The sequence below is a fragment of the Variovorax sp. J22P240 genome, assembly GCF_030316855.1.
Taxonomy (GTDB): domain Bacteria; phylum Pseudomonadota; class Gammaproteobacteria; order Burkholderiales; family Burkholderiaceae_C; genus Variovorax.
Map to the genome: position 1 here is coordinate 650,717 of NZ_JASZYR010000001.1, position 24,707 is coordinate 675,423.

Annotated in this window: 21 protein-coding genes; 18 read left to right on the forward strand and 3 right to left on the reverse strand. The window is 65.8% G+C overall.

Annotation, left to right across the window (positions count from 1 at the left end):
* Nucleotides 1-288 precede the first annotated feature (288 nt).
* Genes QTI24_RS03175 through QTI24_RS03190 form a run of 3 tightly spaced genes read left to right on the forward strand, consistent with a single transcriptional unit; the run spans nucleotide 289 to nucleotide 6,549 of the window.
* Nucleotides 289-1,893, forward strand: a complete 1,605-nt coding sequence (locus QTI24_RS03175) for an efflux RND transporter periplasmic adaptor subunit (protein WP_353506078.1) — start codon at nucleotides 289-291, stop codon at nucleotides 1,891-1,893.
* A complete protein-coding gene (locus QTI24_RS03185) occupies nucleotides 1,890-5,081 on the forward strand; it encodes an efflux RND transporter permease subunit (RefSeq protein WP_286598270.1) in 3,192 nt (1,063 codons plus the stop codon). Before QTI24_RS03175 ends, QTI24_RS03185 begins: the two co-directional genes overlap by 4 nt.
* Nucleotides 5,068-6,549, forward strand: a complete 1,482-nt coding sequence (locus tag QTI24_RS03190) for an efflux transporter outer membrane subunit (RefSeq protein WP_286598271.1) — start codon at nucleotides 5,068-5,070, stop codon at nucleotides 6,547-6,549. Before QTI24_RS03185 ends, QTI24_RS03190 begins: the two co-directional genes overlap by 14 nt.
* 4 nt (nucleotides 6,550-6,553) lie before the next feature.
* On the opposite strand, the gene QTI24_RS03195 is transcribed toward QTI24_RS03190, so the two are convergent.
* Nucleotides 6,554-7,453, reverse strand: coding sequence for a transglutaminase family protein (locus tag QTI24_RS03195; protein WP_286598272.1), 900 nt, complete (start codon nucleotides 7,451-7,453; stop codon nucleotides 6,554-6,556).
* Between the two features lie 109 nt (nucleotides 7,454-7,562).
* On the opposite strand from QTI24_RS03195, the gene QTI24_RS03200 reads away from it, so the two are divergent.
* Complete coding sequence (locus tag QTI24_RS03200; protein ID WP_286598273.1) at nucleotides 7,563-10,826, forward strand: hypothetical protein; 3,264 nt, start codon at nucleotides 7,563-7,565, stop codon at nucleotides 10,824-10,826.
* On the opposite strand, the gene mnmC is transcribed toward QTI24_RS03200, so the two are convergent.
* Nucleotides 10,802-12,691: a bifunctional tRNA (5-methylaminomethyl-2-thiouridine)(34)-methyltransferase MnmC2/FAD-dependent 5-carboxymethylaminomethyl-2-thiouridine(34) oxidoreductase MnmC1 gene (mnmC, locus tag QTI24_RS03205; RefSeq protein WP_286598275.1), complete on the reverse strand. Its 1,890-nt coding sequence runs from the start codon at nucleotides 12,689-12,691 to the stop codon at nucleotides 10,802-10,804. The genes QTI24_RS03200 and mnmC overlap by 25 nt on opposite strands.
* Nucleotides 12,692-12,706: 15 nt before the next feature.
* Entirely contained in the window at nucleotides 12,707-12,979 is a 273-nt protein-coding gene (locus QTI24_RS03210) for an oxidative damage protection protein (protein WP_286570053.1), read from the reverse strand.
* Between the two features lie 127 nt (nucleotides 12,980-13,106).
* On the opposite strand from QTI24_RS03210, the gene QTI24_RS03215 reads away from it, so the two are divergent.
* From QTI24_RS03215 to epsC, 14 genes are all read left to right on the forward strand, one after another.
* Nucleotides 13,107-14,129, forward strand: a complete 1,023-nt coding sequence (locus QTI24_RS03215) for a sulfate ABC transporter substrate-binding protein (protein WP_286598276.1) — start codon at nucleotides 13,107-13,109, stop codon at nucleotides 14,127-14,129.
* Between the two features lie 13 nt (nucleotides 14,130-14,142).
* Nucleotides 14,143-14,727, forward strand: a complete 585-nt coding sequence (ssuE, locus tag QTI24_RS03220) for an NADPH-dependent FMN reductase (protein ID WP_286598277.1) — start codon at nucleotides 14,143-14,145, stop codon at nucleotides 14,725-14,727.
* A gap of 88 nt (nucleotides 14,728-14,815) precedes the next feature.
* The gene (locus QTI24_RS03225) at nucleotides 14,816-14,956 is read left to right on the forward strand and encodes a hypothetical protein (protein ID WP_286598279.1); all 141 of its coding nucleotides are present in this window, start codon (nucleotides 14,816-14,818) and stop codon (nucleotides 14,954-14,956) included.
* A 28-nt stretch (nucleotides 14,957-14,984) separates the two neighbouring features.
* Nucleotides 14,985-15,941 carry a sulfonate ABC transporter substrate-binding protein gene (locus QTI24_RS03230; protein ID WP_286598281.1) on the forward strand — a complete coding sequence of 319 codons (957 nt, stop codon included), beginning with the start codon at nucleotides 14,985-14,987 and terminating at the stop codon, nucleotides 15,939-15,941.
* A gap of 13 nt (nucleotides 15,942-15,954) precedes the next feature.
* Nucleotides 15,955-16,986 (forward strand): sulfonate ABC transporter substrate-binding protein, encoded by a 1,032-nt coding sequence (locus QTI24_RS03235; protein WP_286598282.1) that lies wholly within the window; start codon nucleotides 15,955-15,957, stop codon nucleotides 16,984-16,986.
* 12 nt (nucleotides 16,987-16,998) lie between these two features.
* Nucleotides 16,999-18,168, forward strand: coding sequence for an FMNH2-dependent alkanesulfonate monooxygenase (gene ssuD, locus QTI24_RS03240; RefSeq protein ID WP_286598283.1), 1,170 nt, complete (start codon nucleotides 16,999-17,001; stop codon nucleotides 18,166-18,168).
* A gap of 27 nt (nucleotides 18,169-18,195) precedes the next feature.
* Nucleotides 18,196-19,029, forward strand: a complete 834-nt coding sequence (gene ssuC / locus QTI24_RS03245; protein WP_286598284.1) for an aliphatic sulfonate ABC transporter permease SsuC — start codon at nucleotides 18,196-18,198, stop codon at nucleotides 19,027-19,029.
* Between the two features lie 13 nt (nucleotides 19,030-19,042).
* Nucleotides 19,043-20,008, forward strand: a complete 966-nt coding sequence (locus tag QTI24_RS03250) for an aliphatic sulfonate ABC transporter substrate-binding protein (protein ID WP_286598285.1) — start codon at nucleotides 19,043-19,045, stop codon at nucleotides 20,006-20,008.
* A gap of 5 nt (nucleotides 20,009-20,013) precedes the next feature.
* Nucleotides 20,014-20,838, forward strand: coding sequence for an ATP-binding cassette domain-containing protein (locus QTI24_RS03255; protein ID WP_286598286.1), 825 nt, complete (start codon nucleotides 20,014-20,016; stop codon nucleotides 20,836-20,838).
* Between the two features lie 45 nt (nucleotides 20,839-20,883).
* Nucleotides 20,884-21,099, forward strand: a complete 216-nt coding sequence (locus QTI24_RS03260) for a TOBE domain-containing protein (RefSeq protein WP_028250350.1) — start codon at nucleotides 20,884-20,886, stop codon at nucleotides 21,097-21,099.
* A gap of 7 nt (nucleotides 21,100-21,106) precedes the next feature.
* Entirely contained in the window at nucleotides 21,107-22,153 is a 1,047-nt protein-coding gene (locus QTI24_RS03265; protein WP_286598288.1) for a methionine ABC transporter ATP-binding protein, read from the forward strand.
* Nucleotides 22,146-22,811, forward strand: a complete 666-nt coding sequence (locus tag QTI24_RS03270; RefSeq protein ID WP_286598289.1) for a methionine ABC transporter permease — start codon at nucleotides 22,146-22,148, stop codon at nucleotides 22,809-22,811. The genes QTI24_RS03265 and QTI24_RS03270 overlap by 8 nt, the downstream gene beginning before the upstream one ends.
* A gap of 54 nt (nucleotides 22,812-22,865) precedes the next feature.
* Nucleotides 22,866-23,672, forward strand: a complete 807-nt coding sequence (locus QTI24_RS03275) for a MetQ/NlpA family ABC transporter substrate-binding protein (RefSeq protein ID WP_286598290.1) — start codon at nucleotides 22,866-22,868, stop codon at nucleotides 23,670-23,672.
* Between the two features lie 96 nt (nucleotides 23,673-23,768).
* On the forward strand, nucleotides 23,769-24,683 hold the full coding sequence (gene epsC / locus QTI24_RS03280) for a serine O-acetyltransferase EpsC (protein WP_286598292.1): 915 nt from the start codon (nucleotides 23,769-23,771) through the stop codon (nucleotides 24,681-24,683).
* Nucleotides 24,684-24,707: the final 24 nt, after the last annotated feature.

Below are 24,707 nucleotides of genomic sequence, written 5' to 3' on the forward strand. Positions count from 1 at the left end.
CTCCAAATCTGCAGCGAAGTCCGCCGCCGAACTGCATGTCCTCGCAAGGATCTGCCCTCGCAAGGATCGTGCGTGGTTTGCGTCACCTGCACGAGAACACGAAATCGAACCGAACGTCAATTGGCACAAGGTGCAAGGTAGTCCCGGACTGCAACGGCGCGTACTTTCTTGCCCATCGCCATCTTTGAGGCGACATTAGCGATTCAACAACAGCCTTGGCTCGGCCCGGGTCGCTCGCCTGCTCCAGTGCCGTCGTCCGACCCTCCGAAGCAGGAGGAGCGCGGTCTCATGGGTTTGCATCTCGTCGGAACGTGGCCTCGCGCGTGCAGTGCGGCGCTTGCACTTGCATTCCTTGTTGCATGCTCGAAGAAGGAGCCGGAGAAGCCACCCCCGCAGGCGATCGACGTATCGGTGCAGGTCGTCAAGGCGCAGACCGTGCCCGTCACTTTCGAATTCGTGGGCCAGACCGAGAGCTCGCAGCGGGTCGAGATTCGTGCGCGCGTCTCAGGGTTTCTCGAAAGACGCGTCTACACCGAAGGCGCTTTCGTTCAGCCGGGCCAGGTGCTCTTCCTTATGGACGCCAAGCCCTTCGAAGCCAGCCTGAAGGCGGCGCGCGGAGAGCTGGCTCAGCAGCAGGCACGCCTCAACACCGCGCGCGCCAATCTTGCGCGCGTGAAACCACTCGTCACGGACAACGCACTGGCGGCCAAGGACCTCGACGATGCCACGGGGCAAGAGCAGGCCGCGGCGGCCGCCGTCGAGTCCGCCGCGGCGAAGGTCACCGATGCGCAGTTGAACCTCAGCTACGTCACGATCACGTCGCCCGTCGCGGGCCAGTCGTCGTTCGCCAAGGTGCAGGACGGTGCTTATGTGAGTTCGGCTAACAGCCTGCTGACCTATGTGGCCAAGCTCGACCCGATGCGGGTCAACTTCAGTCTCTCGGAGAACGAATCGCTGCGCAGGCAGGACGAGGTCGCGAAGGGAACGCTGATCAAGGCACCACACGACGACTACACGGTCGAGATCGTCCTCGCAGACGGCACGAGTTTTCCGGCGCAAGGGCGCATCACCTTTGCGGATGCGTCGTACAGCCAGGAGACCGGCACTTTCCTTCTGCGCGCGGAGGTGCCCAATCCCAAGGGAGACCTGAAGCCGGGACAGTTCGTGCGCGTCAAGGTCCACGGCTTCACGCGGCCGAATTCGATCGTCGTGCCGCAGCGGGCCGTGCAGCAAAGTCCGCGCGGCGAATTCGTCTGGACGGTCGATGGCGAAGGCAAGGCCAGCCAACGTCCCATCCAGGTCGGCGACTGGATGGGCGATCAATGGCTCGTGACCGGCGGGCTCAAGGATGGGGAGCGGGTGGTGGTCGACGGATTCATGCGGCTGGGGCCAGGCGCGGTCGTTCGCGCCAAGGAAGTGCCCGCGACGTCACTGCCGGCGAGCGGCATCGCGCAGGTAACGACGGCGGCGTCTTCCGCATCGGCAGGTGGGGCCGGCGCTGGGGCCGCGCAGCCTTCGTCGGGCAAGGCCGCGGCTCCCTCCGCCGCCGCTGCCGCTGCCGTCGCTGCCGCTGCGGACAAGGATGCCGTGTACTTCGATCGCGGCCGGACTTCGCTGGATGCCACCGGTCACGCGCGTCTCATCGCGGTCGTTGCCGCGTTGAAGGCCAAGCCTGAACTCCGGGTCGAGCTGCATGGCTATGTCGATTCGAGCGGTGACATGACACGCAATGCAGCCTTGGCCAAGCAGCGCGCCGAGTCGGTGCGCGATGCGCTGCTGGCGGCCGACGTGCCGCCCGATCGCATCGTGCTGAAGGCGCCGGCCAATATCGTGGGGGGCGCTTCGCCCGCGCTGGCACGTCGTGTGGATGTCGTGCTCGCGGGGGCACGATGAAGTTCGCGCACTTCTTCATCGACCGGCCGATCTTCGCGTCGGTCATCTCGGTCATCCTCGTGCTTGCAGGGCTGGTCGCGATGCTGAATCTGCCGATCGCGCAGTTCCCGGACATCACGCCGCCGCAGATCTCGGTCAGCGCCACCTATCCGGGCGCCAGTTCCGAAGTGGTGTCTCAGAACGTTGCGGCGCCGATCGAGCAGCAGGTCAACGGCGCCGATCGCATGATGTACATGAACTCCACGTCGAGTTCGACCGGGAACATGACGCTGTCGGTGTACTTCGAGATCGGCACCGATCCTTCGCTGGCGCAGGTCGACGTGCAGAACCGCGTGAACCTCGCGCTGCCCACGCTGCCTTCGGCCGTGAGCAGCCAGGGCGTCTCGGTCGCGAAGAAATCGCAGGCCTTCATGATGATCGTGGCGATCTATTCGCCCGACGACAGCCAGAACCCGACCTTTCTCGCGAACTACGCCAACATCAACGTGCTTGATGCAATCAAGCGCGTGCCGGGGGCGAACCAGAGTTCGATCTTCGGCTCTCCGGACTATGCGATGCGGCTGTGGCTCAAGCCCGACCGCATGGCCGGCCTCAGCCTGACGGCGACCGACGTGCAGGCCGCGGTGGCCGCGCAGAACCAGCAATACGCCGCCGGCCGCCTCGGCGCGTCGCCCACGACCGCGCCGGTGCAGCAGACCATTCCGGTCGCGACCTCCGGCCGCATGACCGAGCCGTCGCAGTTCGACAACATCATCCTGCGTGCGCAGCAGGGCACGGGCGCGATCGTGCGCGTCAAGGACATCGGCCGCTCGGAACTGGGTGCGAAGGACTACTCGATCCGCTCCAAGTACAACGGCAAGACGGCCACGCTGATCGCCATTTACCAGCAGCCGGGCGCCAATGCGCTGCAGGTCGCCAAGGACGTGAAGGCGCTTCTTCGCGAACTGAAGCCCACCTTCCCCGACGGCGTGGACTACGACATCGCGCTGGACACGACCGTGTTCGTGCAGGAGTCGATCAACGAAGTGGTGCACACCTTCGTCGAGGCGGTGGTGCTGGTCGTGCTGGTGGTCTTCATCTTCCTGCAGAGCTTTCGCGCCACGCTGGTGCCCATCCTGGCGGTGCCGGTGTCCATCCTCGGCGCTTTCATCGGCATGATGGCGATGGGCTTCTCGATCAACATGCTGACCCTGTTCGGCATGGTGCTGGCCATCGGAATCGTGGTGGATGACGCGATCGTCGTGGTCGAGAACGTCGAGCGCAACATGGCCGAGTTCGGCCTCGGGCCGAAGGAGGCCGCGAAGAAGGCGATGGACGAGGTCAGCGGTCCGGTGGTTGCCATCGTGCTGGTGCTGTGCGCGGTGTTCATTCCGGTGGCCTTCCTCTCGGGCATCACCGGGCAGCTCTACAAGCAGTTCGCCATCACCATTGCGGTGTCGGTGGTGCTGTCGGGCGTCGTCGCGCTGACGCTCTCGCCGGCGCTGGCGGCCATCCTGCTGAAGCCGCCGGAGCCGGGCGAGCACGAGAAGAAGGGCTTCTTCGGTTGGTTCAACCGGCGCTTCGAAAGGCTCACCGAGCGCTACACCTCCACCACGCGGCTGGCCATCCGGCGCGTGGGCATGTCGGTGCTGCTGATCGTCGGGATGATCGCCATCATGCTAGGCCTGTTCAGGCACGTGCCGTCGACCTTCCTGCCGGTGGAAGACCAGGGCTACATCTTCACCGCGGTGATCATGCCGGACGCGGCCAGCCTGGACCGCACCGAAGCGGCGACCGATCGCGCGCAACAATGGTTCAGCAAGCAGGCGGCCGTGCAGTCGGTGGCCTCGGTGCCGGGCTTCAGCCTGATCGACTCGCAGCTCAAGTCCAACGCGGGCGTTCTATTCGTTTCGCTCAAGGGCTTCGCGGAGCGCCAGGCGCCGGCCGACAGGGCCGATGCGCTGATCCGCAGCGCGAGCGCGGAGTTCGCGACCTTCGAGGACTCGGTGATGATCCCGGTCAACCCGCCTTCGATTCCGGGGCTGGGCACGACCGGCGGCTTCGAGTTCTGGGTGCAGAGCGAGGGCGATGCCACGCTGCAGCGCGTCGAGGAGGTGACGCGCGCCATCATTGCGAAGTCGCGCGAGCGGCCCGAGTTGCGCGGCGTGAATTCCACCATCAACACGCGCTCGCGGCAGTTGCTCGTGGATGTGGACCGCGACAAGTCCGAAAGCCTCGGAGTGCCGGTGCAGGACGTGTACTCGACCTTGCAGACGCTCTTCGGCTCGCTCTACGTCAGCCAGTTCCCGAAGAACAGCCGGCTGTTCCAGGTCATCCTGCAGGCAGAACCGGATTACCGCATCAAGCCTGAGGACCTGCAGAACATGTACGTGCGCAACCGCAGCGGCCAGATGGTGCCGTTGAAGGCGGTGGCCACCACGCGCTATGTGACAGGTGCCGATATCGTCACACGCTTCAACAACTTCACCGCGGCCAAGATCTCGGGCGATGCCGCTCCCGGGTACAGCTCCGGCCAGGCGCTCGATGCCATGGAAGCCATCGCGAAGGAGGTGCTGCCGCAGGGCTTTTCCTTTGCGTGGTCCGGGCAGGCGTACGAAGAACGCAAGGCCGGATCGACTGCCGGCTTGGTGTTCGCGTTCGCGCTGGTGATGGTGTTCCTGATCCTCGCGGCGCAGTACGAGAAATGGACCTTGCCGATCGGCGTGTTGTTGGCGGTGCCCTTCGCGCTCTTCGGTGCGATCGCCGCGATCTGGATGCGCGGCATCCAGAACGACGTGTATTTTCAGATCGGGTTGACGGTACTGATCGCCCTGGCCGCGAAGAACGCGATCCTGATCTTCGAGTTCGCGGTCGAGTTGCGGCACAAGGAAGGGATGTCGCCCTACGACGCGGCGGTCGGTGCGGCGAAGCTTCGCCTGCGGCCGATCATCATGACCTCGCTGGCCTTCATCCTGGGCTGTATTCCGCTCGCGATCGCGAGCGGCGCCTCGGCGGCGAGCCGGCAGTCTCTGGGCACGGGCGTGATCGGCGGCATGCTGGGCGCGACGGCGATCGCGATCTTCTTCATTCCGATGTTTTTCTGGGGTTTCGAAGTGCTCAGCGATCGCGCGGCGGGGAAGAAGGCGGTGTCTCATCCGGCCCGCGAATCCGGGCCGGACGGGGAGGGGGGTGCCCATGGTGCGCATTGATCGGGATCGACGCGCCAACATGTGCCGTAACGGTGCCGTGCCGTTGCTTGCAGTGTTGCTCGCGGGCTGCATGCTCGGGCCGGACTACCGGCGGCCTGACCTGGTCATTCCGGCTCAGTTCACGGGTGAGCCGAAAACTGCCTCGCCCACGGCGGCCGACACGGCATGGTGGAATCAGTTTGGCGATCCCCAACTCGACGCTCTGATCAGCGAAGGCCTGCGCAACAACCAGGACCTGGTCGCCGCCGCGGCGCGCGTGGAGCAGTTCTACGGCGCGCTCGGCACGACCCGCGCGCCCTTGTTTCCGCAGGTCGGTGCGCAGGCGGCCAGTAGTCGCACGCGTGCCAGCGAGCAGACCATCAGCCCGGCGCCGACGATCAATCCCTACAACGCGACGCAGATCAACCTGCTCGCGAGTTGGGAGATCGATCTCTTCGGGCGCACCCGCCGGCTCACAGAAGCGGCGACGGCCGAGCTGCAGGCGAGCGAGTCCTTCCGGCGCGGCACGGTGCTGTCGGTCGTGGCGGCGATCACGACCGGGTACGTCGACCTTCGCGAACAAGACCGCGAACTGGAGGTGGCCATCGAGACGCTGGCGCTGCGCAAGGACACATTGAACCTGTTCGAAAGGCGCTTCCGTGGCGGCGTGGTGTCGGACGTCGAAGTCAGCCAGGCCCGATCGGAATACGCAGCCGCGTTGCGGACCATATCGGCACTGCACCAGGCGATCACGGAGCGGGAGAACGCGCTGTCGAATCTGCTGGGCCGCAACCCGGGGCCGATCGCCCGTGGCCGGGCGGTCAACGAGCTCACAGTGCCTGTGGTGCCCGCGGGCTTGCCCTCCGATCTGCTGGAGCGGCGTCCCGATATCCGGCAGGCGGAGGAAGTGTTGATGGCAGCCAACGCGCGCATCGGCGCGGCCAAGGCGGCGTACTTCCCGACCATCAGCCTGACCGGCGCGTACGGCCAGGCGAGCCGTTCGCTGTCCGACCTGTGGGGTGGCGCCGCGCGTGTCTGGACTTACGGTGTCGACATCGCCGTGCCGATCTTCACGGCGGGCGCCATCGCCGGCCAGGTGCAGAGCGCTGAGGCGCAGCAGCGCGCATCGGTGGCGCAATACCGCAAGGACGTGCAGGCCGCGTTCAGCGAGACCGAAAACGCGCTGATCGGCATCGGCAACGCGCGCGAAGGCCTTGACGCGACGGTGCTGCAAGTCAGCGCGCTGTCCAACTACGCGCGGCTGGCACGCAAACGCTTCGAGGGCGGCTACACCAGCTATCTCGAAGTGCTCGACGCCGACCGCAGCCTGTTCAGCGCACGGCTGCAACTGGCCCAGGTGCAAGGTGATGTGCTGCTGAAGGCGGCAGCGCTCTACAAGTCGATGGGTGGCGGATGGATCGGCCTGGCGGACCAGGAAGCGCCGCAACCCGACGTGCGCCTGAGCGAGCGGCCGACGATCTTTCCGTGATCGGTCAGCTCGATACGCGCCGCACCACCACGGATGCGTCGAGGCCATCGTAGGCTTCGGGTTCGCCATACCAACTGCCGGAGATGGGGGCTGCCAACGTCGGATCGCGCGCGACGCCAACGCGGATGAGCTGGCCGCCGCTGCCCATGAGGTTGTTGGTCGGATCGAAGGCGATCCAGCCCGCGCCCGGCAGATAGGCGTGCAGCCATGCATGGGTGCTGCCTGCGCCCGTCATGGAGTCGCCGGGTTCGATGCTGCCCGTGTCGAGCGCAGAGTCATACAGATAGCCGGAGACGAAGCGAGTCGCGACGCCCAGGCGCCGCGCGGCTTCCATCATGAGCAGCGCGTAGTCGCGGCAGCTTCCGCTGCCGAGCGCGAGCGTCTGTAGCGGCGTCTGGGTGCCTTCCTCGTCGCGCGGGACATAGCGCAGGCTCTGCCCGATGTGCGCGTTCATCCGCGACAGCACGTCGCGCGTGCTGTTGACTCCGTCGGCGTACAGGAACTGGTGGGCCCAGCGGATCAGCACGCCCTCCGGATCCTCGTAGTGGGGGCGCAGGTAGTGCTCCAGGTCGAGCCGCTCCTGCACCGCATAGGCGAAGGGCATCATTTCCGCGGCCGGGTCCAGCGACAGAGTGTCCAGCGGTGCCGACACGTGCTCGATGCTGAACGAGCAGACGATGCGCAGCTCCGTCGCTTCGCCCATCGGCTGCACCATCGCGATCGAGTTGGAATAGGGGTCCTGGATCATCCGCACATGCGCCTGCGGACTCACCTGCAGGTCGGTGGCGAGCACCCGCAGGTCATGGCTGTCGCGCGGCCGGAACATCACCCGGTGCAACCCAAAAGTCACCGGCGTCTTGTAGCGGTAGATGGTGGTGTGGGTGATGTCGTAGTGAGTAGGCATTGCGGATGAGTCACCGGTGGCGTTGTTGTCTAGTTCTTCTGGAGGATTTCAGGAGCGGGCAATACATTGTGAAATGGTTGCCCGCGTCCCGCGAGACCTGGAGAGGCTGATGGACAAGGAATCGAAATCTGGGTCCGGAGGGTTTCCCAACAACGGCATCGTCGCCATCGTTCTGCTCGCCGCGGGTGTTCTCTTCGTGCGTGAGTCGCCATTGCAGACCACCCGTCTTCCGGTCAATGAGCCGCGCCTGGAGCAGCATTACTCGAAACAGGACGTCGATGCGCGCCTGTGGCAGGACCCCTTCGGCGCAGTCGCCAAGTATCGCTCCGAACTTCGCAAGAACAATCTCGAAAAGCTCAGGAAAGAAGACGTTCAGCGCACGGCCGGTGACTTGGCGAAGGAAGTGGCGGCCATGGTCGCGAAGGCGCCCGACAAGCAGCCGCAGATCCTGGCCGTCATGCTGGCAGGCGGGCCCTATTCGGAGAACGTCGAGAGCCGCAGGCGCGGGCGCTACGCCGTGCTGGCCGCGCTCAACGCGAGCCGCCTGTCGCCGGTGGATACGGAGCATCTGGGCTATTTCATGCCGGCACCCTCGGGCGGCGATGCGGCTCTGGAGCCGGTTCCTTACGAATGGTTCGAGCCGGCGACCGATGTCCAGGTCCGGGAGTTGTCCAGAACCGGTCTGCAGTCCCCGGTGCTGGTCATGTGGCTGCAGACCGAGGCGTTTGCGGACTCCCCGCTGAAGCGGATGGCGGAGTTCGCGGAACCTTTCATCAAGGCCGGGGCGAGCTGGCGCGTCCTGGGACCCAATGGATCGGACGGCCTGAAAGCGATGATGGACGAGGCTGGCGCGCCAGGCTTCGAGGGCGGGCCGATCCACGCGGCCATGCGCTTCTATTCGCTCTATGCGACCGTGCCCGACGCGGTGCTGCTCGAAAACCGGAAGGACGAGCAGGAACGCAAGGGCGGCATCTCGAAGTTTCTCGAGGACCGCAATGTCGCCCTGGTGCGGACCATCGGCGATGACGGGCGCCTGGCCGACGGGCTGATCGAGGAATTGCGACTTCGCGGCCTGAAGCCACGCAAGTTGCTCAAGGGTTCCGGCGACGAAGCCCAGCGCTACCAGGAAGCCTGCAGGACGCGCAGCGACGACGATGCGCCGAGCGAGGTCGCCGTTGTCGCCGAGTGGGACACGCTCTATGGCCGCAGTCTGCGGCGCGAGTTCAGGGCGAAGAAGGACGAAGCCGGTTTCTGTGTCGAGCGCTTCAACTACGTGCGGGGCCTGGATGGCCAGTTGCCAGCCGCGGGCGACGGTGCTTCGGCTTCGGGGAGCGCAGCAAAGCCGGGCCCAGGTGACAAGGACGCTGGCCGCCGCAAGGACGGCACCTTCGTCGAGGTGGCCGAAGGGCAAGGGCAATTCGACTACCTGCGCCGGCTGGCGGTGCAGATGCACATTCGGGACGAGCAGGTGCGCAAGACCAGTGCCGACGGCCAGGGATTCCGTGCCATCGGCGTGCTGGGCAACGACATGCACGACAAGCTGTTGGTGATGCAGGCGCTGCGGCCGGAGTTTCCTGACGTCATCTTCTTCACCACCGACATGGATGCGCGCCTGCTGCACCCGCGCGAGCAGGCGTGGACGCGCAACCTGATCGTTGCATCCAACTTCGGATTGCGCCTGACCGATTCTCTGCAAGGCGGCGCGCCCCCGTTCCGTGACAGCTACCAGGTCTCGGCCTTCCTTTCGACGCGCCTGGCGATGGACGACGCGCGTCGTGCGCTGCAATTGGAAAAGGGTGCGGGCGACGCCATGGAGCCCTTGTCGCAAGCCACGGTCCGCAAGTGGTTCAAGGAACCGCGCATCTTCGAGATCGGTCGCACCGAGGCTTTCGATTTCAAGGGCCAATGGCCCAAGGGCATCGACAAGGACAACTGCCGCGGGCTCGCTTGGGCGCAGTGCGACGACATCCATCCCGCCGGTTCGCCTCTTTACCCCGCACCGGGCGTTGCAGTCATGTTCCTGATCTTCAGCGTGCTGATGCTCGCGATCTGGATGCCGCCTCTGGTCGTCAGCCGTGGTGCGAAAGCCCGCCTTTCGGACTTCGTGACGGACGACGAGGATTTGCGTGCACGCCGGGTGCGATGGGTGCGGCTGGCGCTGCTCGTGATCGTCGTGCAGATTGCCTTGCCGCTGGGAATGGCCTTGGGCTGGGAGTCGTTCGCGGAGTGGCTCACCCGAGGCGGCAAGCCGCTGGTCGCGATCGAGGGCATCAGTCTCTGGCCCACCGAAGCACTCCGCGTCTTCACGCTGCTGCTGTGCTTCTACCTGCTCTTGAGGGGGTGGCTGATGTTGACCTACAACCTGGAGGAGATTGGCAGGGACTTCGAAGCCGACGTTGCTCACGCGGACATGATCGCGCGACAGGAAAAGGCCGACCGCAAGCAGAGCCGATGGTGGAAGCTCGTTCAGATGTTTTCGATGCGCTTCATTCCTCCACTGCATCGCCAGCGCCGCACGGGCGACGACCACGGCATGACGCCCGAGGCCATCGATTTCTGGGGCCGCCACATCGTGCAGAACAGGCTGGTGGCACGGCTGGTTCGCACCGGTTCGTGCGTCGTGCTCGCCACGGTCTTCAGCGGCTTGCTCATCGTTGCGGTCAGCGAAACGCGCTTCGTGCCACAGCGGGGCGACCTGTCGTTCGCGGTGCATGAATTGCTGCGCCTTCCGGCACTGGTGATGATGTTCTTCCTGGTGTTCTTCGTTGTGGATGCGACGGTGCTGTGTGTGCGATTCGTGCGAGGGCTGCTGCGCCTGCGCCGCCTGCACGAGGTCGCCGCCAACTGGCCGGAGCCGACATTGAAGAAGTTCGAAGACGAGATGGGCATCCCGCGGGCCTATCTCGAAAACTGGATCGACCTGCAGTTCGTCGCACGGCGGACCCACACCGTGACCCTGCTCATCTACTACCCGTTCGTGGTGATCTCGCTGTGGCTGCTGTCGCGTAGCGCCGTCTTCGATCGCTGGACGATGTCCGTCAGCACCGTGGGACCCGCTGCCGTGGGCGCCGCCGTGGCACTGGGTTGCGCGGTGGCGTTGCGGCTCGCCGCCGAGGATTCGCGTGCACACGCGCTGGAGCAGGTCAGGAATGCCGTGTCGTGTGCCAGCGCCAAGGTGGCGCCGGACGGCGGGACACCGCAGCCGTCGCCTTCCGTCGACCAGCTCAAGCTGCTACAGGGACGCATCGAGAACCTTCGAGAGGGAGCCTTCGCGCCGTTCTGGCAACAACCGTTGCTCAAGGCTGTGTTGCTGCCGTTCGCGACGCTGGGCGGCACCACGGTGCTTGACTACATGGCGCTGGCCAACCTCTGAGACGTCTCCTTTTCGGGCCAGGCGCGCCGCGCATCCAGCGCTTGCGCGAGCTTCGCGGGCAACGGCAGCGGTTCCCGGTGCCAGTGGGCCGCCAGCAGTTCGGCGCACAGCACGGCAAAGCTGAGTCCGCGCGAACCCAGGGCGGTGCAGAGCCAGATGCCGTCTGCCGAGTCGGGAGATAGCGGGCCGACCAGTGGGCGGCGGTCGCCCGAGGCGCAGCGTATGCCGGCCCATGCGTGTGTTTCGCCGTGAGCGAAGGCAAGGGCCAACTGCGCCGCCGCGTCGGGGTGAAGCCGCGCCAGGCGCTCGCGATTGAACTCGGTGTCGGAGGCCCGCGGCGTGACATCGCTGCTGTCGCGGTCGAAGGTGGCGCCGGCGAGCCATAGCTTGCCTTCGACGGCCGGTACGCCGGCAATGAGGTGACCATTGCCATTGAGGGGTGTGGCCGGCAGTCGAGCGTCCTCGGGCATGCAGCCCCATTCGACCTGGCCGCGCACGGCCTGCAGCGGGAATTCCGGCGCGAGCGCATGGCTTTCAATGCCGCCCGCGATGACGATTCGATCGGCTTCCGCGAGCAGTGCGCCATCCGCGTCGCGCACTGCCCAGCGTGCGACCGAGCCATCGATGCGCTCGATGTGGGCCGCACGGCATCGCGCCCTGACGCGAATGCCGGGCAGCGCGAGCCAGGCCTCGATCAGTCGCGACGGCCGCACCCAGGCGCCGCGCGCATGCCAGAGCGCGACTGCGTCCGGCGAAAGACCTGCTTCGGCAAGCTGCGTCGGGCTAGCGTGCCATGACTCGTTGGGCCCATCGGCGGTCCAGCCTTCCGGCAAGCGGTCGTCGCCAGCGGCGCGTCGTTCGAGCACGCCGCTGGCACGCCAGTCGTCGCCTTCCGCCAGCAAGTGCTCCAACTGCTGCCATGTCGCACGGATGCCTGCGCGCGTCAGCCGGGAAAGCAGGGCGTCGTCGGGCGATACGTGCGGCGCCAGCATGCCCACCGGCAAGCCCGAAGCACCAGCTGCGGGGCGATCGGCCGCTTCGAGCACTTCCACTTCCCAGCCGCGCCGCGCGAGACTTGCCGCAACAGCCCCGCCGGCCAACCCCGCGCCGATGACCGCGCACCGTCCAGCCAGCGCTGCGGGCGAGGGCGCAGGACCACGCCGGCGAACCTGCCACGTGGGCTCGAACACGCTCTGCAGGCAATCGCGCTTCGGCGGCAGTCCCGGCGCCTTTTCCACCTGGAAGCCGTTTTGAGCGAGCGCGTCGCACACGGCGCGCGCAATCGTCCATGTCGCGACGCGCGTCCCGCGCCGGGCAAAGCGCGACACGGCCTTCAGCGTCTCCGCCGACCACATCGCCGGATTGCGTTGCGGGCTGAACCCGTCAAGAAAGATGCTGTCCGCCTCGAAGCGCTGCGCGCGCAGCATGGCCTGCACATCGCCGATGCAGAGGGTGAGCAGCACCCGCCCTTCGTCGAGGCAGAGCCGATGAAAGCCCGGCAGCAGCCCGTGCCATTGCGCCGCGAGGCTTTCCGCCAGTCCCAGCAGATCAGCATGTCCGGCTGCCGCGCGCAGCAAATCTTCGCGCGAGACCGGGAATGCCTCGATCGAAACAAAATGCAGCAGCCGCGGACGCTGCGGGTCGGCGCGCCACGCCTGCCAGGTTGTCAGGAAATTGAGGCCAAAACCGAAGCCGGTTTCGAGAATCCGCCATTGCGGCTGTCCGGCCCAGGCACCAGGAAGCCCGCAGCCCCCCAAAAAGACGTGCCTGGCCTGTGCAGGGGCGCCGGTTTCCGTGTGATAGATGTCATCGAACCGCGCGCTGCGCGGAATCCCATCCGCACGCCAGTCGACCGGCTCGGCCATGCGGAGGGCTGGAGCTCAGTTCGTGGGGGGAACGTAACCCTGCGCGACATCGGCGCCGTCGCCGAAGAAATGCTTTTCCATCTGGCGCGCCAGATACTGACGGGCACGCGCATCGGCCAGATTCAGGCGGTTTTCATTGACCAGCATGGTCTGTTGCTTGAGCCAGGCGGCCCACGCTTCCTTGCTGACGTTTTCCCACAGGCGTTTGCCCAGTTCGCCCGGATAGGGCGGGAAGTCGAGACCTTCGGCCTCTTTGCCGAGCTTGATGCACTGAACCATGCGTGCCATTGGGATGCCTTTGTGGGTGTCTTAGTTGATTTCGCTATTTAGAACTGAGAACTCAGTCGTTCCCGTTTCCATATGCCGTATCCAGAATACGTGGCTTCAGCTTTATGCCATTTGTGAGCACAAGACCATGAGCCTTCGCCGCGACTTTATCAAGCTTTCCCTCGGCGCCGCCGCAGCAGCCAGCATCGCCCTGACGTCATTGCCGTCGTTCGCGCAGGGCGTGACCCTGCTCAACGTGTCGTACGACCCGACGCGTGAGCTCTACGTCGACTACAACCAGGCCTTCGCCAAATACTGGAAGGGCAAGACCGGCCAGGACGTGACGATCAAGCAGTCGCACGGCGGCTCCGGCAAGCAGGCGCGCTCCATCATCGATGGCATCGACGCCGACGTCGCGACGCTGGCCCTGGCCGGCGACACCGATGCGCTCGTCACGCACGGCGGCCTGGTCAAGCCCGACTGGCAGAAGCGACTGCCGCTCAACTCGGCACCCTATACCTCGACCATCGTATTCCTCGTGAAGAAGGGCAATCCCAAGGGCCTGAAGGACTGGGACGACCTGGTGAAGCCCGGCGTCCAGGTGATCACGCCCAATCCCAAGACCTCCGGCGGTGCCCGCTGGAACTACCTGGCCGCATGGGAATTCGCCAAGCGCAAGTACGGCGGAGACGACAAGGCCAAGGAGTTCGTCGGCAAGCTCTACAAGAACGTGCCCGTCCTCGACACCGGTGCGCGCGGCTCGACCATTACCTTCGTCCAGCGTGGCGTGGGCGATGTGCTGCTGGCGTGGGAGAACGAAGCCTTCCTCGCATTGAAGGAATTCGGCCCGGACAAGTTCGACATCGTCGTGCCCTCGATCAGCATCCTGGCCGAACCCACGGTGACCGTGGTCGACAAGGTCGTCGACAAGAAGGGCACACGTGCCGTCGCCGAGGAATACCTGAAATACCTGTACTCCGACGAAGGCCAGGACATCGCGGGGCGCAACTACTACCGACCGACTTCCGAGAAGGCCAAGGCGAAGTACGACAAGCAGTTCCCGAAGCTGACGCTGTTCACGATCGACCAGGCCTTCGGCGGATGGACGAAGGCCGACAAGGCGCACTTCGCGGATGGCGGTTCGTTCGACCAGATCTACACGAACAAGTGACGCGCGCCTGGCCATGACTGTTCTTCTGATTGCCGGCAGCCCCTCCGCGCCCTCGCGCTCCGCAGTTCTGCTCGACGCGGTGGCGGCGCGGCTCTCCGAGCGCAACGTGCCTGTAGAACGTCTCGCAATCCGCGAACTCGCCGCACATGCGTTGCTGTTGGGCGAGGCCTCGCATCCGTCGGTGCAACTGGCGGTGGAGCAGGTGCGGCGTGCCGATGTGATCGTGGTTGCGACGCCGGTCTACAAGGCGGCGTACAGCGGCGTGCTCAAGGTGTTCCTCGACCTGCTGCCGCAGTCGGCGCTCAAGGGCAAGACAGTGCTGCCGCTGGCCACTGGCGGCAGTCCGCATCACATGCTGGCGCTGGACTATGCGCTGCGGCCGGTGCTGCAGTCGCTCGCGGCGCGGCACATCCTGCCGGGCGTGTATGCGACCGACGGCCAGGTCACGCTGCAGCCCGAAGGCGCCTACCAGTTGCAGGCGGACCTGTCGCAGCGGCTGGACGATGCGGTCGAGACGCTGGCGAGCGAAGGGCTCAAGCTGCCCCCGACCTGGGGCTTCGAGTCCGTGGCCTTCGAACAGGTGCGATGTAGCGTCTGACGGCGCTCTCCACTTTTTCGTCCCCCCATACCGTTTCGATTTCTTCGCCGCAACGCGGCGCGGGATCGGCGTTGCCTGAAAGAAAACCATGCCACCCGTTCTCACCGACAACTTCCAACCGCCGCGCCGTCCTCGGCGGGTGCTGGCCGATCTCGCGATCGGCGTGCTGGTGGTGGTCGCGCTCGCGCTCATCACCAGTTTCATCGCGGCCACTTCGGCCCCCCTGTGAAGTCATCCATCGATACGGAAGCACGCACATGACACAGCATTCATCGACACGCCGGCAACTGATCCAGGGCGCCGCTGCGGCCATCGCGCTGCCTTCGTTTTCCGCCTTCGCACAGACGCCGGCGCGCCAGTTGCGCATCGGCAACCAGAAGGGCAACCTGAGCCTGCTCAAGGGTAGGGGCGCGCTGGAAAAGCGCCTGGCGCCGCTGGGCGTGTCTATCAAGTGGACGGAGTTCACCGCAGGGCCGGTGCAGCTCGAAGCGCTCAATGTCGGCTCGATCGACTTCGGCGACGTCGGCGAAGCGCCGCCGATCTTCGCGCAGGCGGCCGGCGCGCCGTTGGCCTACGTCGGTGCGACGGTGCCGCGTCCGCATTCCGAGGCGGTGCTGATTCCCAAGGGCTCGACGATCCAGTCGGTGGCTGACCTGAAAGGGAAGAAGGTAGCGCTCAACAAGGGCAGCAATGTTCACTACTTCCTCGTCAAGCTGCTCGAAAAACATGGGCTGAGCTACGGCGACGTGAACGTCGTCTTCCTGCCGCCGGCCGATGCGCGCGCCGCCTTCGAAAAGGGATCGATCGACGCGTGGGTCATCTGGGACCCCTTCCTCGCCTCGGCGGAGAAAACACTCGACGCCAAAGTGCTGGCCGACGCCGCGGGCGTGGTCGGCAACCGCGCCTATTACTTCTCGTCGCTGGACTATGCGCAGAAGAACCCGGACGTGATCAAGATCCTCATCGAGGAGCTCGACAAGGTCGACCAGTGGGCGCAGGCCAACCAGGGCGCGTTCGCGACCGAGCTTTCGGCGATCTGGGGCATTCCCAAGCCCGTGGTGGACATCACGGTGGGGCGCACGAAGTTCGGCACGACGCCGATCACCAAGGCGATCCTGGGCGAGCAGCAGCAGATCGCTGACACCTTCTTCGCGCTCGGATTGATCCCGCGGAAGATCCGCGTGCTCGATGCGGCCGCGGGCAACCTCGCCTGAACGGGCGACCACCATGACCGTGTCGCATACGAAGGCGTCCACCGCGCGCCGCCGCCTGCTTCAGTTGCTCGCACTCTCCGCTGGGAGTTGGGGACTGGGCGCCCCCGTAGCGCTGGCACAGCCGGCCGCTGCGTCGTCCCAGGCATCCGAGCCTTTGCAGCAGTTGAGGATCGGCTACCAGAAGGCCGCGGCCAACCTCGTGATCGCCAAGCAGTCGGGCTGGCTCGAAAAGCGCTTTCCGCAAACAAAGATCGCGTGGATCGAGTTCCCCGCAGGGCCCCAACTGCTCGAAGCCCTTGCGGTCGGCAGTCTGGAATTCGGGCTCACCGGCGACTCGCCGCCCGTCTTCGCCCAGGCGGCCGGCAAGGATCTCGTCTACGTCGGCGCCGAGCCGCCGAAGCCCGAAAGTTCTGCCGTGCTGGTGCTGAAGGATTCGCCGCTCAAGACGCTCGCAGATCTCAAGGGCCGCAAGGTGGCGCTGCAGAAGGGATCGAGCGCGCACTACCTGCTTGTGCGGGCGGTCGAGAGGGCCGGCCTGCAATGGGGCGACATTCAGCCTGTCTACCTGACGCCCGCCGATGCGCGTGCCGCCTTCGAGCGAGGGAGTGTCGATGCCTGGGCGATCTGGGACCCGTTCTACGCGGCGACGGAGCTCGCGATCCAGCCACGCGCTCTGACGACGGGCCGAGGGCTCTCCGGCAACAGCTCGTTCTACCTGGCATCGCGAGCGCTCGCCGAGCGGCATCCCGCCGTCATTGCGGCGCTGTTCGAGGAACTGACGCGCGCGGACCGCCTGGTCCAGCAAGACCGCCCGGCCGCCATCCGCCTGATCGCCGATTTCAGCGGGCTCGATGCCGGCATCGTCAGTCTCTTTCTCCAGCGGCGGCCGCCTTCGCCTGTCGGTCCGATCCAGCCTGCGACGGTGGCGGACCAGCAACGGGTCGCGGATGCCTTTCACAAGCTGGGGCTGATTCCGAAGCCTGTGGAGATCGCCCGCATCGTCTGGCGGCCCGACAACGGCCGCATTGCAGCCGCCAAACCCTGAGAGCACATGGTCATGAACATCCTCTGGTTCCTCCCCACGCATGGCGACAGTCGCTACCTAGGCTCCACCGAAGGCGCGCGCACGGTCGACCTGGCCTACCTGCAGCAGATCGCCGGTGCGGCCGACAAGCTCGGCTATGAAGGCGTGCTGATTCCCACCGGTCGCTCGTGCGAAGACCCCTGGGTGATCGCGTCGAGCCTGATCGGCGCGACCTCGCGGCTCAAGTTCCTTGTCGCAGTGAGGCCGGGTCTGCATCAGCCGAGCCTTGCTGCACGCATGGCGGCGACCTTCGACCGGCTCTCCGGCGGAAGAGTGCTGGTGAACCTCGTGACCGGTGGCGACCAGGCCGAGCTCGAAGGCGATGGCGTCTACCTCGACCATGCCGCGCGCTATGAGCAGTCGGCCGAGTTCATCCGCATCTGGCGCGAGATCATCGCGCGCAGCCATGACGGACAGAGCTTCGACTATGAAGGCAAGCACTTGAGCGTGAAGGGCGCGAAGCTTCTGTTTCCGCCGACGCAGAAACCGTATCCGCCGGTGTGGTTCGGTGGATCGTCCGCTGCTGCGCATGAATTGGCAGCCGAGCAGGTCGATGCCTACCTCACCTGGGGCGAGCCGCCGGCCGAAGTGGCGAAGAAGGTTGCCGACGTGCGCGAGCGCGCCGCTCGCCGGGGTCGCACCGTGAAGTTCGGCATCCGGCTGCACGTCATCGTGCGCGAGACCGAGGACGAAGCGTGGCGCGCCGCCGAATCGCTGATCAGCCGCGTGGACGACGAGACGGTGATTCGCGCGCAAGCCGCCTTCGCACGCATGGACTCCGAAGGCCAGCGCCGCATGGCCGCGCTGCATGCGGGTGGCGCCAAGCGGACGCGTGCGGACCTGGAAATCAGTCCGAACCTGTGGGCCGGCGTGGGCCTGGTGCGCGGCGGCGCAGGCACGGCGCTGGTGGGCGATCCGAAGACAGTCGCAGCACGCATCGAGGAGTACGCGGCGCTGGGCATCGACAACTTCATCTTCTCGGGCTATCCGCATCTGGAGGAGGCGTATCGCTTTGCCGAACTGGTGTTCCCACTGTTGCCGCGAAGGCAGGGGGCAGGTCTGCCGGGTGAAGCGCTCACGGGCCCGTTCGGCGAGGTCGTCGCCAACCTGGATGCGCCATCGCGCCTTCTCTCGCAAAGCTGATCGCGAATGCGATTCAAAGGATTTTCAATGACTGAAGAAGTGCAGACCCTGCCATCCGCCGCACCTTCGCTGAACGCCGTCAAGGCCTTCGGCATCGGTGTCGCCAAGCGCCTCGTGCCCTGGCTGGTCCCGGTAGGCCTGATCGTGGTGTGGCAGATCGCCTCGTCACAGGGCTGGCTCTCGACCCGTGTGCTGCCGGCGCCTATCGACGTGGTAAAGGCTGCATGGACGCTCGCCGCGTCGGGCGAACTGTGGACGCACGTGAAGGTGAGCGCAGGGCGCGCGCTGGCCGGACTCGCGATCGGCGGCGGTCTCGGGCTCGCGCTGGGCCTGCTGACGGGCTCGGTCAAGTTCTTCGAGACGCTGCTCGACTCCAGCATCCAGATGGTTCGCAACATCCCGGCGCTGGCGCTGATCCCGCTCGTGATCCTGTGGTTCGGCATCGACGAATCGGCCAAGCTGTTCCTGATCTCGGTGTCGGTGTTCTTTCCGATCTACCTCAACACCTTCCACGGCATCCGCAACGTCGATCCGCAACTCATCGAGATGGGCCGCACCTATGGGCTCTCGCGCTGGCAGCTGTACAAGGAAGTGATTCTTCCGGGCGCGATGTCGTCGATCCTCGTCGGCCTGCGCTTCTCGCTGGGGCTGATGTGGGTGATCCTGATCGTGGCTGAGACCATCTCCGCGCAATCCGGCATCGGCTACCTCACGATGAATGCGCGCGAGTTCCTGCAGACCGACATCGTGCTGGTCGGCATCCTGCTCTACGCGTTGCTCGGCAAGCTGGCCGATCTGTTTGCGCGGGGACTGGAGCGCTGGTGGCTGCGTTGGCATCCAGGCTATCAAGTCTCGAAGTGACGGAGCAACAAAGATGACTCACACACTCTCCCTCACCCGTCGCGGTGCGCTGGGCGCGCTGGCATCGGTCGCAGGCTGCTTGGCCTTCGCGCAGAACAACGCGCCGTCGACCGTGCGCATCGGCTACCAGAAGTCCTCGACGCTGATCGTGGTGCTGAAGACGCAGGGCACGCTCGAACGTCAACTGGCGCCGCTGGGCGTGAAGATCGGTTGGCACGAGTTCACCAGCGGATTGCCGCTGCTGGAGGCGCTCAATCTCGACAACCTCGACTTCAGTGCCGACGTGGCCGACACCGTGCCGGTGTTTGCCCAGGCCGCCGGTGCCAAGCTGACCTTCGTTGCGCAAGAGGCGCCTTCGCCATCGGCGCAAGCCATCGTGGTTCGCGCTGATTCGCCCCTCCGCTCGGTCGCGGATCTCAAGGGCCGCAAGGTCGGCTTCGCCAAGGCCGCCGGCGTGCACTACCTGTTGATCGCCGCACTCGACAAGGCGGGCCTCACCTTCAAGGACATCGAGCCCGCCTACCTCACCCCGGCCGATGGCCGAGCCGCCTTCGAGCGCGGTGCGATCGACGCGTGGGTGGTGTGGGATCCATTCCTCTCCGCGGCGCAGCGCCAATCCAGCGTGCGTGTGCTGGCGGACGGAACGGGCATCGCGTCGTACCAGCGCTACTACCTGGCGGGCACGCCTTTCGCGCAGTCCCGGCCGGATGTGCTGCGCGTGCTCTACGGCGAGCTGCAAAAGGCGGGCGCGTGGGTCAAGCAGAAGCCCAAGGATGCCGCCGCGCTGCTCGCGCCCGTGTGGGGACTGGATGCCGCGACGGTCGAGCAAGCCAATGCGCGTCGCAGCTATGAAGTGCGCCCGGTCGTGGCTGGCGGACTCGGCGAGCAGCAACGCATTGCCGACGCCTTCTTCGCCGAGAAGCTGCTGCCCAGAAAAATCGATGCGCTCGACGTAGCGCTGTTCACCCCGGGAGCCTGAAGACCATGAGCGCCATCCTCCAGCAAAGCAACGAAGAGGGACCGGGCGGTGTCCGCCTCGATATTCGCGGCCTGTCCAAGTCCTACGGCGAACGCGAGGTGCTGCGCAACACGCAGCTCTCGATCGAGCCTGGTCAGTTCATCGCCATCGTGGGTCGCAGCGGTTGCGGCAAGAGCACCTTGCTGCGGCTGATCGCAGGTCTCGAAGAGGCTTCCGACGGCACGCTTTACACCGACGGCAAGGCCATCGACGGTCTGCATGACGACACGCGGATCATGTTTCAGGAGGCGCGCCTGCTGCCGTGGCGACGCGTGCTCGACAACGTGACGCTGGGCCTGCCCTCGGAGAGTCGCCCGCGTGGCGAGGAAGTGCTGGCGCAGGTCGGACTCGCGGAGCGATCGGGCGAATGGCCGGCGCGACTGTCGGGCGGACAGCGGCAGCGCGTGTCGCTGGCACGGGCGCTGGTGCATCACCCGAGATTGCTGCTGCTCGACGAGCCGCTCGGCGCGCTCGACGCGCTCACGCGGATCGAGATGCACCGGCTGATCGAGAGGCTCTGGCAGCGCCATCGCTTCACCGCGCTGCTGGTCACGCACGACGTGCAGGAGGCCGTGGCGCTGGCCGACCGCGTGATCCTGATCGAAGACGGCCGCATCGCATTGGACGAAACCATCTCGCTGGCACGGCCGCGCTCGCAGGGAGATCCGGCTTTCGCGGCCATCGAGAAGCGCATCCTCGACCGCGTGTTGCAGAAGCCTGAGAACCCGGAACCCGCGAACGACACTCGCTGGGCCGATGGGCCGGCACACGTCCTTCGCTGGGCGGTGTGAGAGCCACCGATTACTGACCGTTCTTTTTCAACCAAGGAGTTTTCCATGTCCATCCAAGCCATCAACGTCCGCAACCAGTTCAAGGGCAAGGTGCGCGAAATCATCCGCGGCGACGTCGTCTCCGAAGTCGACGTCGAGACCGCATGGGGCATCGTGACCTCGGTCATCACCACGCGCTCGGTCGACGAGCTGCAGCTCAAGCCCGGGTCCGACGTGGTTGCATTGGTGAAGTCGACCGAGGTGTCGATCGCCAAGCTTTAAAATGGGGATGATCCAACTCTCAGATATTCACCAGATTTACGACGGCCCGAGCGGGCCGGTCGAAGCCCTCAAGGGCATCGATCTCAAGGTGGCGCCGGGCGAAGTGTTCGGCGTGATCGGGCGCAGCGGGGCGGGCAAGAGCTCGCTGGTGCGCACCATCAATCTTCTCAACCGGCCCGTGCGCGGGAGTGTCCGCGTCGATGGGCGTGAGCTCACCGCGCTGGACGACGCCGAGCTGCGTACCGCGCGCCAGGGCATCGGCATGATCTTCCAGCACTTCAATCTGCTGGCTTCGCGCACCGTCTACGACAACGTGGCCTTGCCGCTCGAACTCGCAGGCCTGCGCCCGTCGGACATCCAGGCCCGCGTCGAGCCCTTGCTGGAACTGGTGGGCCTCACCGGCTTGCGCGACCGTTACCCTGCGCAGATCAGCGGCGGCCAGAAGCAGCGCGTGGGTATCGCGCGTGCGCTGGCGAACCGGCCGAAGGTGCTGTTGTCGGATGAGGCCACCTCGGCGCTCGACCCCGAGACCACGCGTTCGATTCTCGCGCTGCTGCAGCAGATCAACCGCGAGTTCGGCCTGACCATCGTGCTCATCACGCACGAGATGCAGGTCATCAAGCAGCTCGCGCAGCAGGTCGCCGTGATCGACCATGGCCGCATCGTGGAGCAGGGCGCCGTGCTCGATGTCTTCACGCGCCCCCAACATGAAACCACGCGCAGCCTGCTCGACGACATCGCACCGCAGGCTCTTCCTGAAAGCGTGCTGGCGCGGATCCGCACCTTGATGCTCGACGGCGGCGGCAGCGAGGCGCCGCAGCTGTTGCGCCTGGCTTTCGCGGGCGACGATGCGGCCGACCAGCCGCTGCTGTCGCAGGTGATCCGCCGTTTCGGCGTCGACCTGTCGATCGTGCATGGTCAGGTCGACGAAATCCAGGGGCGGCCTTTCGGCTCTCTGGCCGTGCTCGCACGCGGCGCGGGTGAATCGGTGGCAGCGGCCGTCGCGTATCTGCGCGGCGCCGGCGTGGTGGTGCAGGAGGTGGCGCATGTTTGACGTCTTCACCGGCCCCATGCTGGAACTCTTCGCGACCTCGCTGTGGGAAACCACCGTGATGGTCGGCATCTCGGGCCTGATCGGCGCGGCAGTGGGTGTGCCGCTCGGCGTGTACCTGCATCTCACGGATGCGGGCGGCGTGCTGGAGAATCGGCCAGCCAATCGCATCGTCGGCGCCATCGTCAACGCGGTGCGCTCCACGCCTTTCATCATCCTGCTGGTGGCGATCATTCCGCTCACGCGCCTGTTGACGGGCTCATCGATCGGCACGGCCGCAGCGGTGGTGCCCCTGAGCATCGCGGCAGCGCCTTTCGTGGCGCGGCTGGTCGAGACCTCGCTGCGCGAAGTCGATCGCGGCTTGGTCGAAGCCGCGCAGGCCATGGGCGCGACCACACGCCAGATCGTCTGGAAGGTGCTGCTGCCCGAAGCCTTGCCCGGCATCGTGGCCGGCGTGACGATCTCCTTCGTGAGTCTCACCGGCTATTCGGCGATGGCGGGTGCGATCGGCGGCGGCGGCCTGGGCGACCTCGGCATCCGCTACGGTTACCAGCGCTTCCTGCCCGAGGTGATGCTGGCCGTGGTGATCGTGCTGATCTTCTTCGTGCAGGCGCTGCAGAGCGGTGGCGACTGGCTGGTGCGCAGGCTCAGCCACAAGTAGTTTTTCTCCACAGACCTACAGGTCTTTTTCTCTCTCCCACAAGGAACACGTTTCATGAGTCAATCCAAACGCAAGCTTCTCCAGTCGGTCGTCGCACTGGCGATCGCGTCGGGCTTTGCGGCCGTGCCGGCCTTCGCGCAGGACAAGCCGATCAAGATCGGCGTCACCGGCGGCCCGCACGCTCAGATCTTCGAGCAGGTCAAGAAGGTCGCCGAGAAGGACGGCCTCAAGATCCAGGTCGTCGAGTTCAGCGACTACGTGCAGCCGAACGCCGCCCTGGCCGCGGGCGATCTCGATGCCAACAGCTACCAGCACAAGCCGTACCTCGACCAGCAGGTCAAGGACCGCAACTACAAGCTCGTGGACGTGGCCTACACGGTCAACTTCCCGATCGGCATCTACTCGAAGAAGGTCAAGAACCTGAAGGACCTGAAGGAGGGCGCGCGCGTCGGCATCCCCAACGACCCGACCAATGGCGGCCGTGTGTTGCTGGTGTTCCAGGACCAGGGCCTGATCAAGCTCAAGCCAGAGGCCGGCCTCAAGGCCACGCCACTCGACGTGATCGAGAACCCGAAGAAGATCAAGTTCGTCGAAGTCGATGCTGCCCAGTTGCCGCGCTCGCTGGACGACCTGGATGCCGCGGGCATCAACACGAACTACGCGCTCTCGGCTGGCCTCAACCCGGGCAAGGACGCGATCGCGAAGGAAGGCGCGAAGAGCCCCTACGTGAACATCCTGGTCGTGCGTGATGCGGACAAGGGCAAGCCCTGGGTCGCCAAGCTGGTGAAGGCCTATCACTCGGACGAAGTGCGCAACTTCATCCAGAACGAGTTCAAGGGCTCGGTGCTCGCGAGCTGGTAAGACTGTGCACGGTAGGGAAACCTGCCGTCCGACCCGGTCGTAGAGGGTTTTGTGCGATGCTGCGCGGTCGAACCCCCACTCACCGGAGGACATCGCATGTCTCAATTCGACGTCAGCGACATCGTCACCGCGCTGCACGCCGCACGCGACGAATGGCGCGATTCGCAGAAGCGCTCGCGCGAGCCCGGCAGCCGCGAATTTCCCTCGCGCGACGCGCTGGCAGGCATCGTGGAGTCGCTGAAGGGCGCGCTCTTTCCGATGCGCCTCGGCCCGCCTGACCTGCGGCACGAAAGCGAGGATTTTTTCGTCGGCTATACGCTGGATTCGGCACTGCAGTCCCTATGGGTGCAAGCCTCCCTCGAACTTCGCTACACGGCGCGCCATCAGCCGCGCGCTGCCGAGGAGATCGATGCGCAGGCCACTGCCGCGGTGCGTGAATTCGCGGCCGCGCTGCCGGGCATCCGGCGCCTCCTCGATGGCGATGTGCTCGCGGCTTTCCAGGGAGACCCGGCGGCACGCAGCGTCGATGAAGTGCTGCTGTGCTATCCCGGCATCCTCGCGATGATTCACCATCGCCTGGCACATCGGCTCTACGGGCTCGGGATGCCGCTGCTGGCACGCATCACGGCCGAACTGGCGCACAGTCAGACCGGCATCGACATCCATCCGGGGGCACAGATCGATGCCGGGTTCTTCATCGATCACGGCACGGGCGTCGTGATCGGCGAGACCGCGGTGATCGGCAAGCGCGTGCGCATCTACCAGGCCGTGACGCTGGGCGCGAAGCGTTTTCCCACCGACGTCGAAGGCAATCTGCAGAAGGGCCAGGCCCGCCATCCTGTGGTGCAGGACGACGTGGTGATCTATGCCGGCGCGACCATCCTCGGCCGCGTCACGCTGGGCAAGGGCGCGACGATTGGCGGCAACGTGTGGATCACCGACGACGTGCCGCCGGGCGCGAGCGTGTCCCAGGCCAGCCTGCAGAACGCGCCACTGCGTCGGACGACATGATCGAGCTTTGCTAGCCTCTCCAAC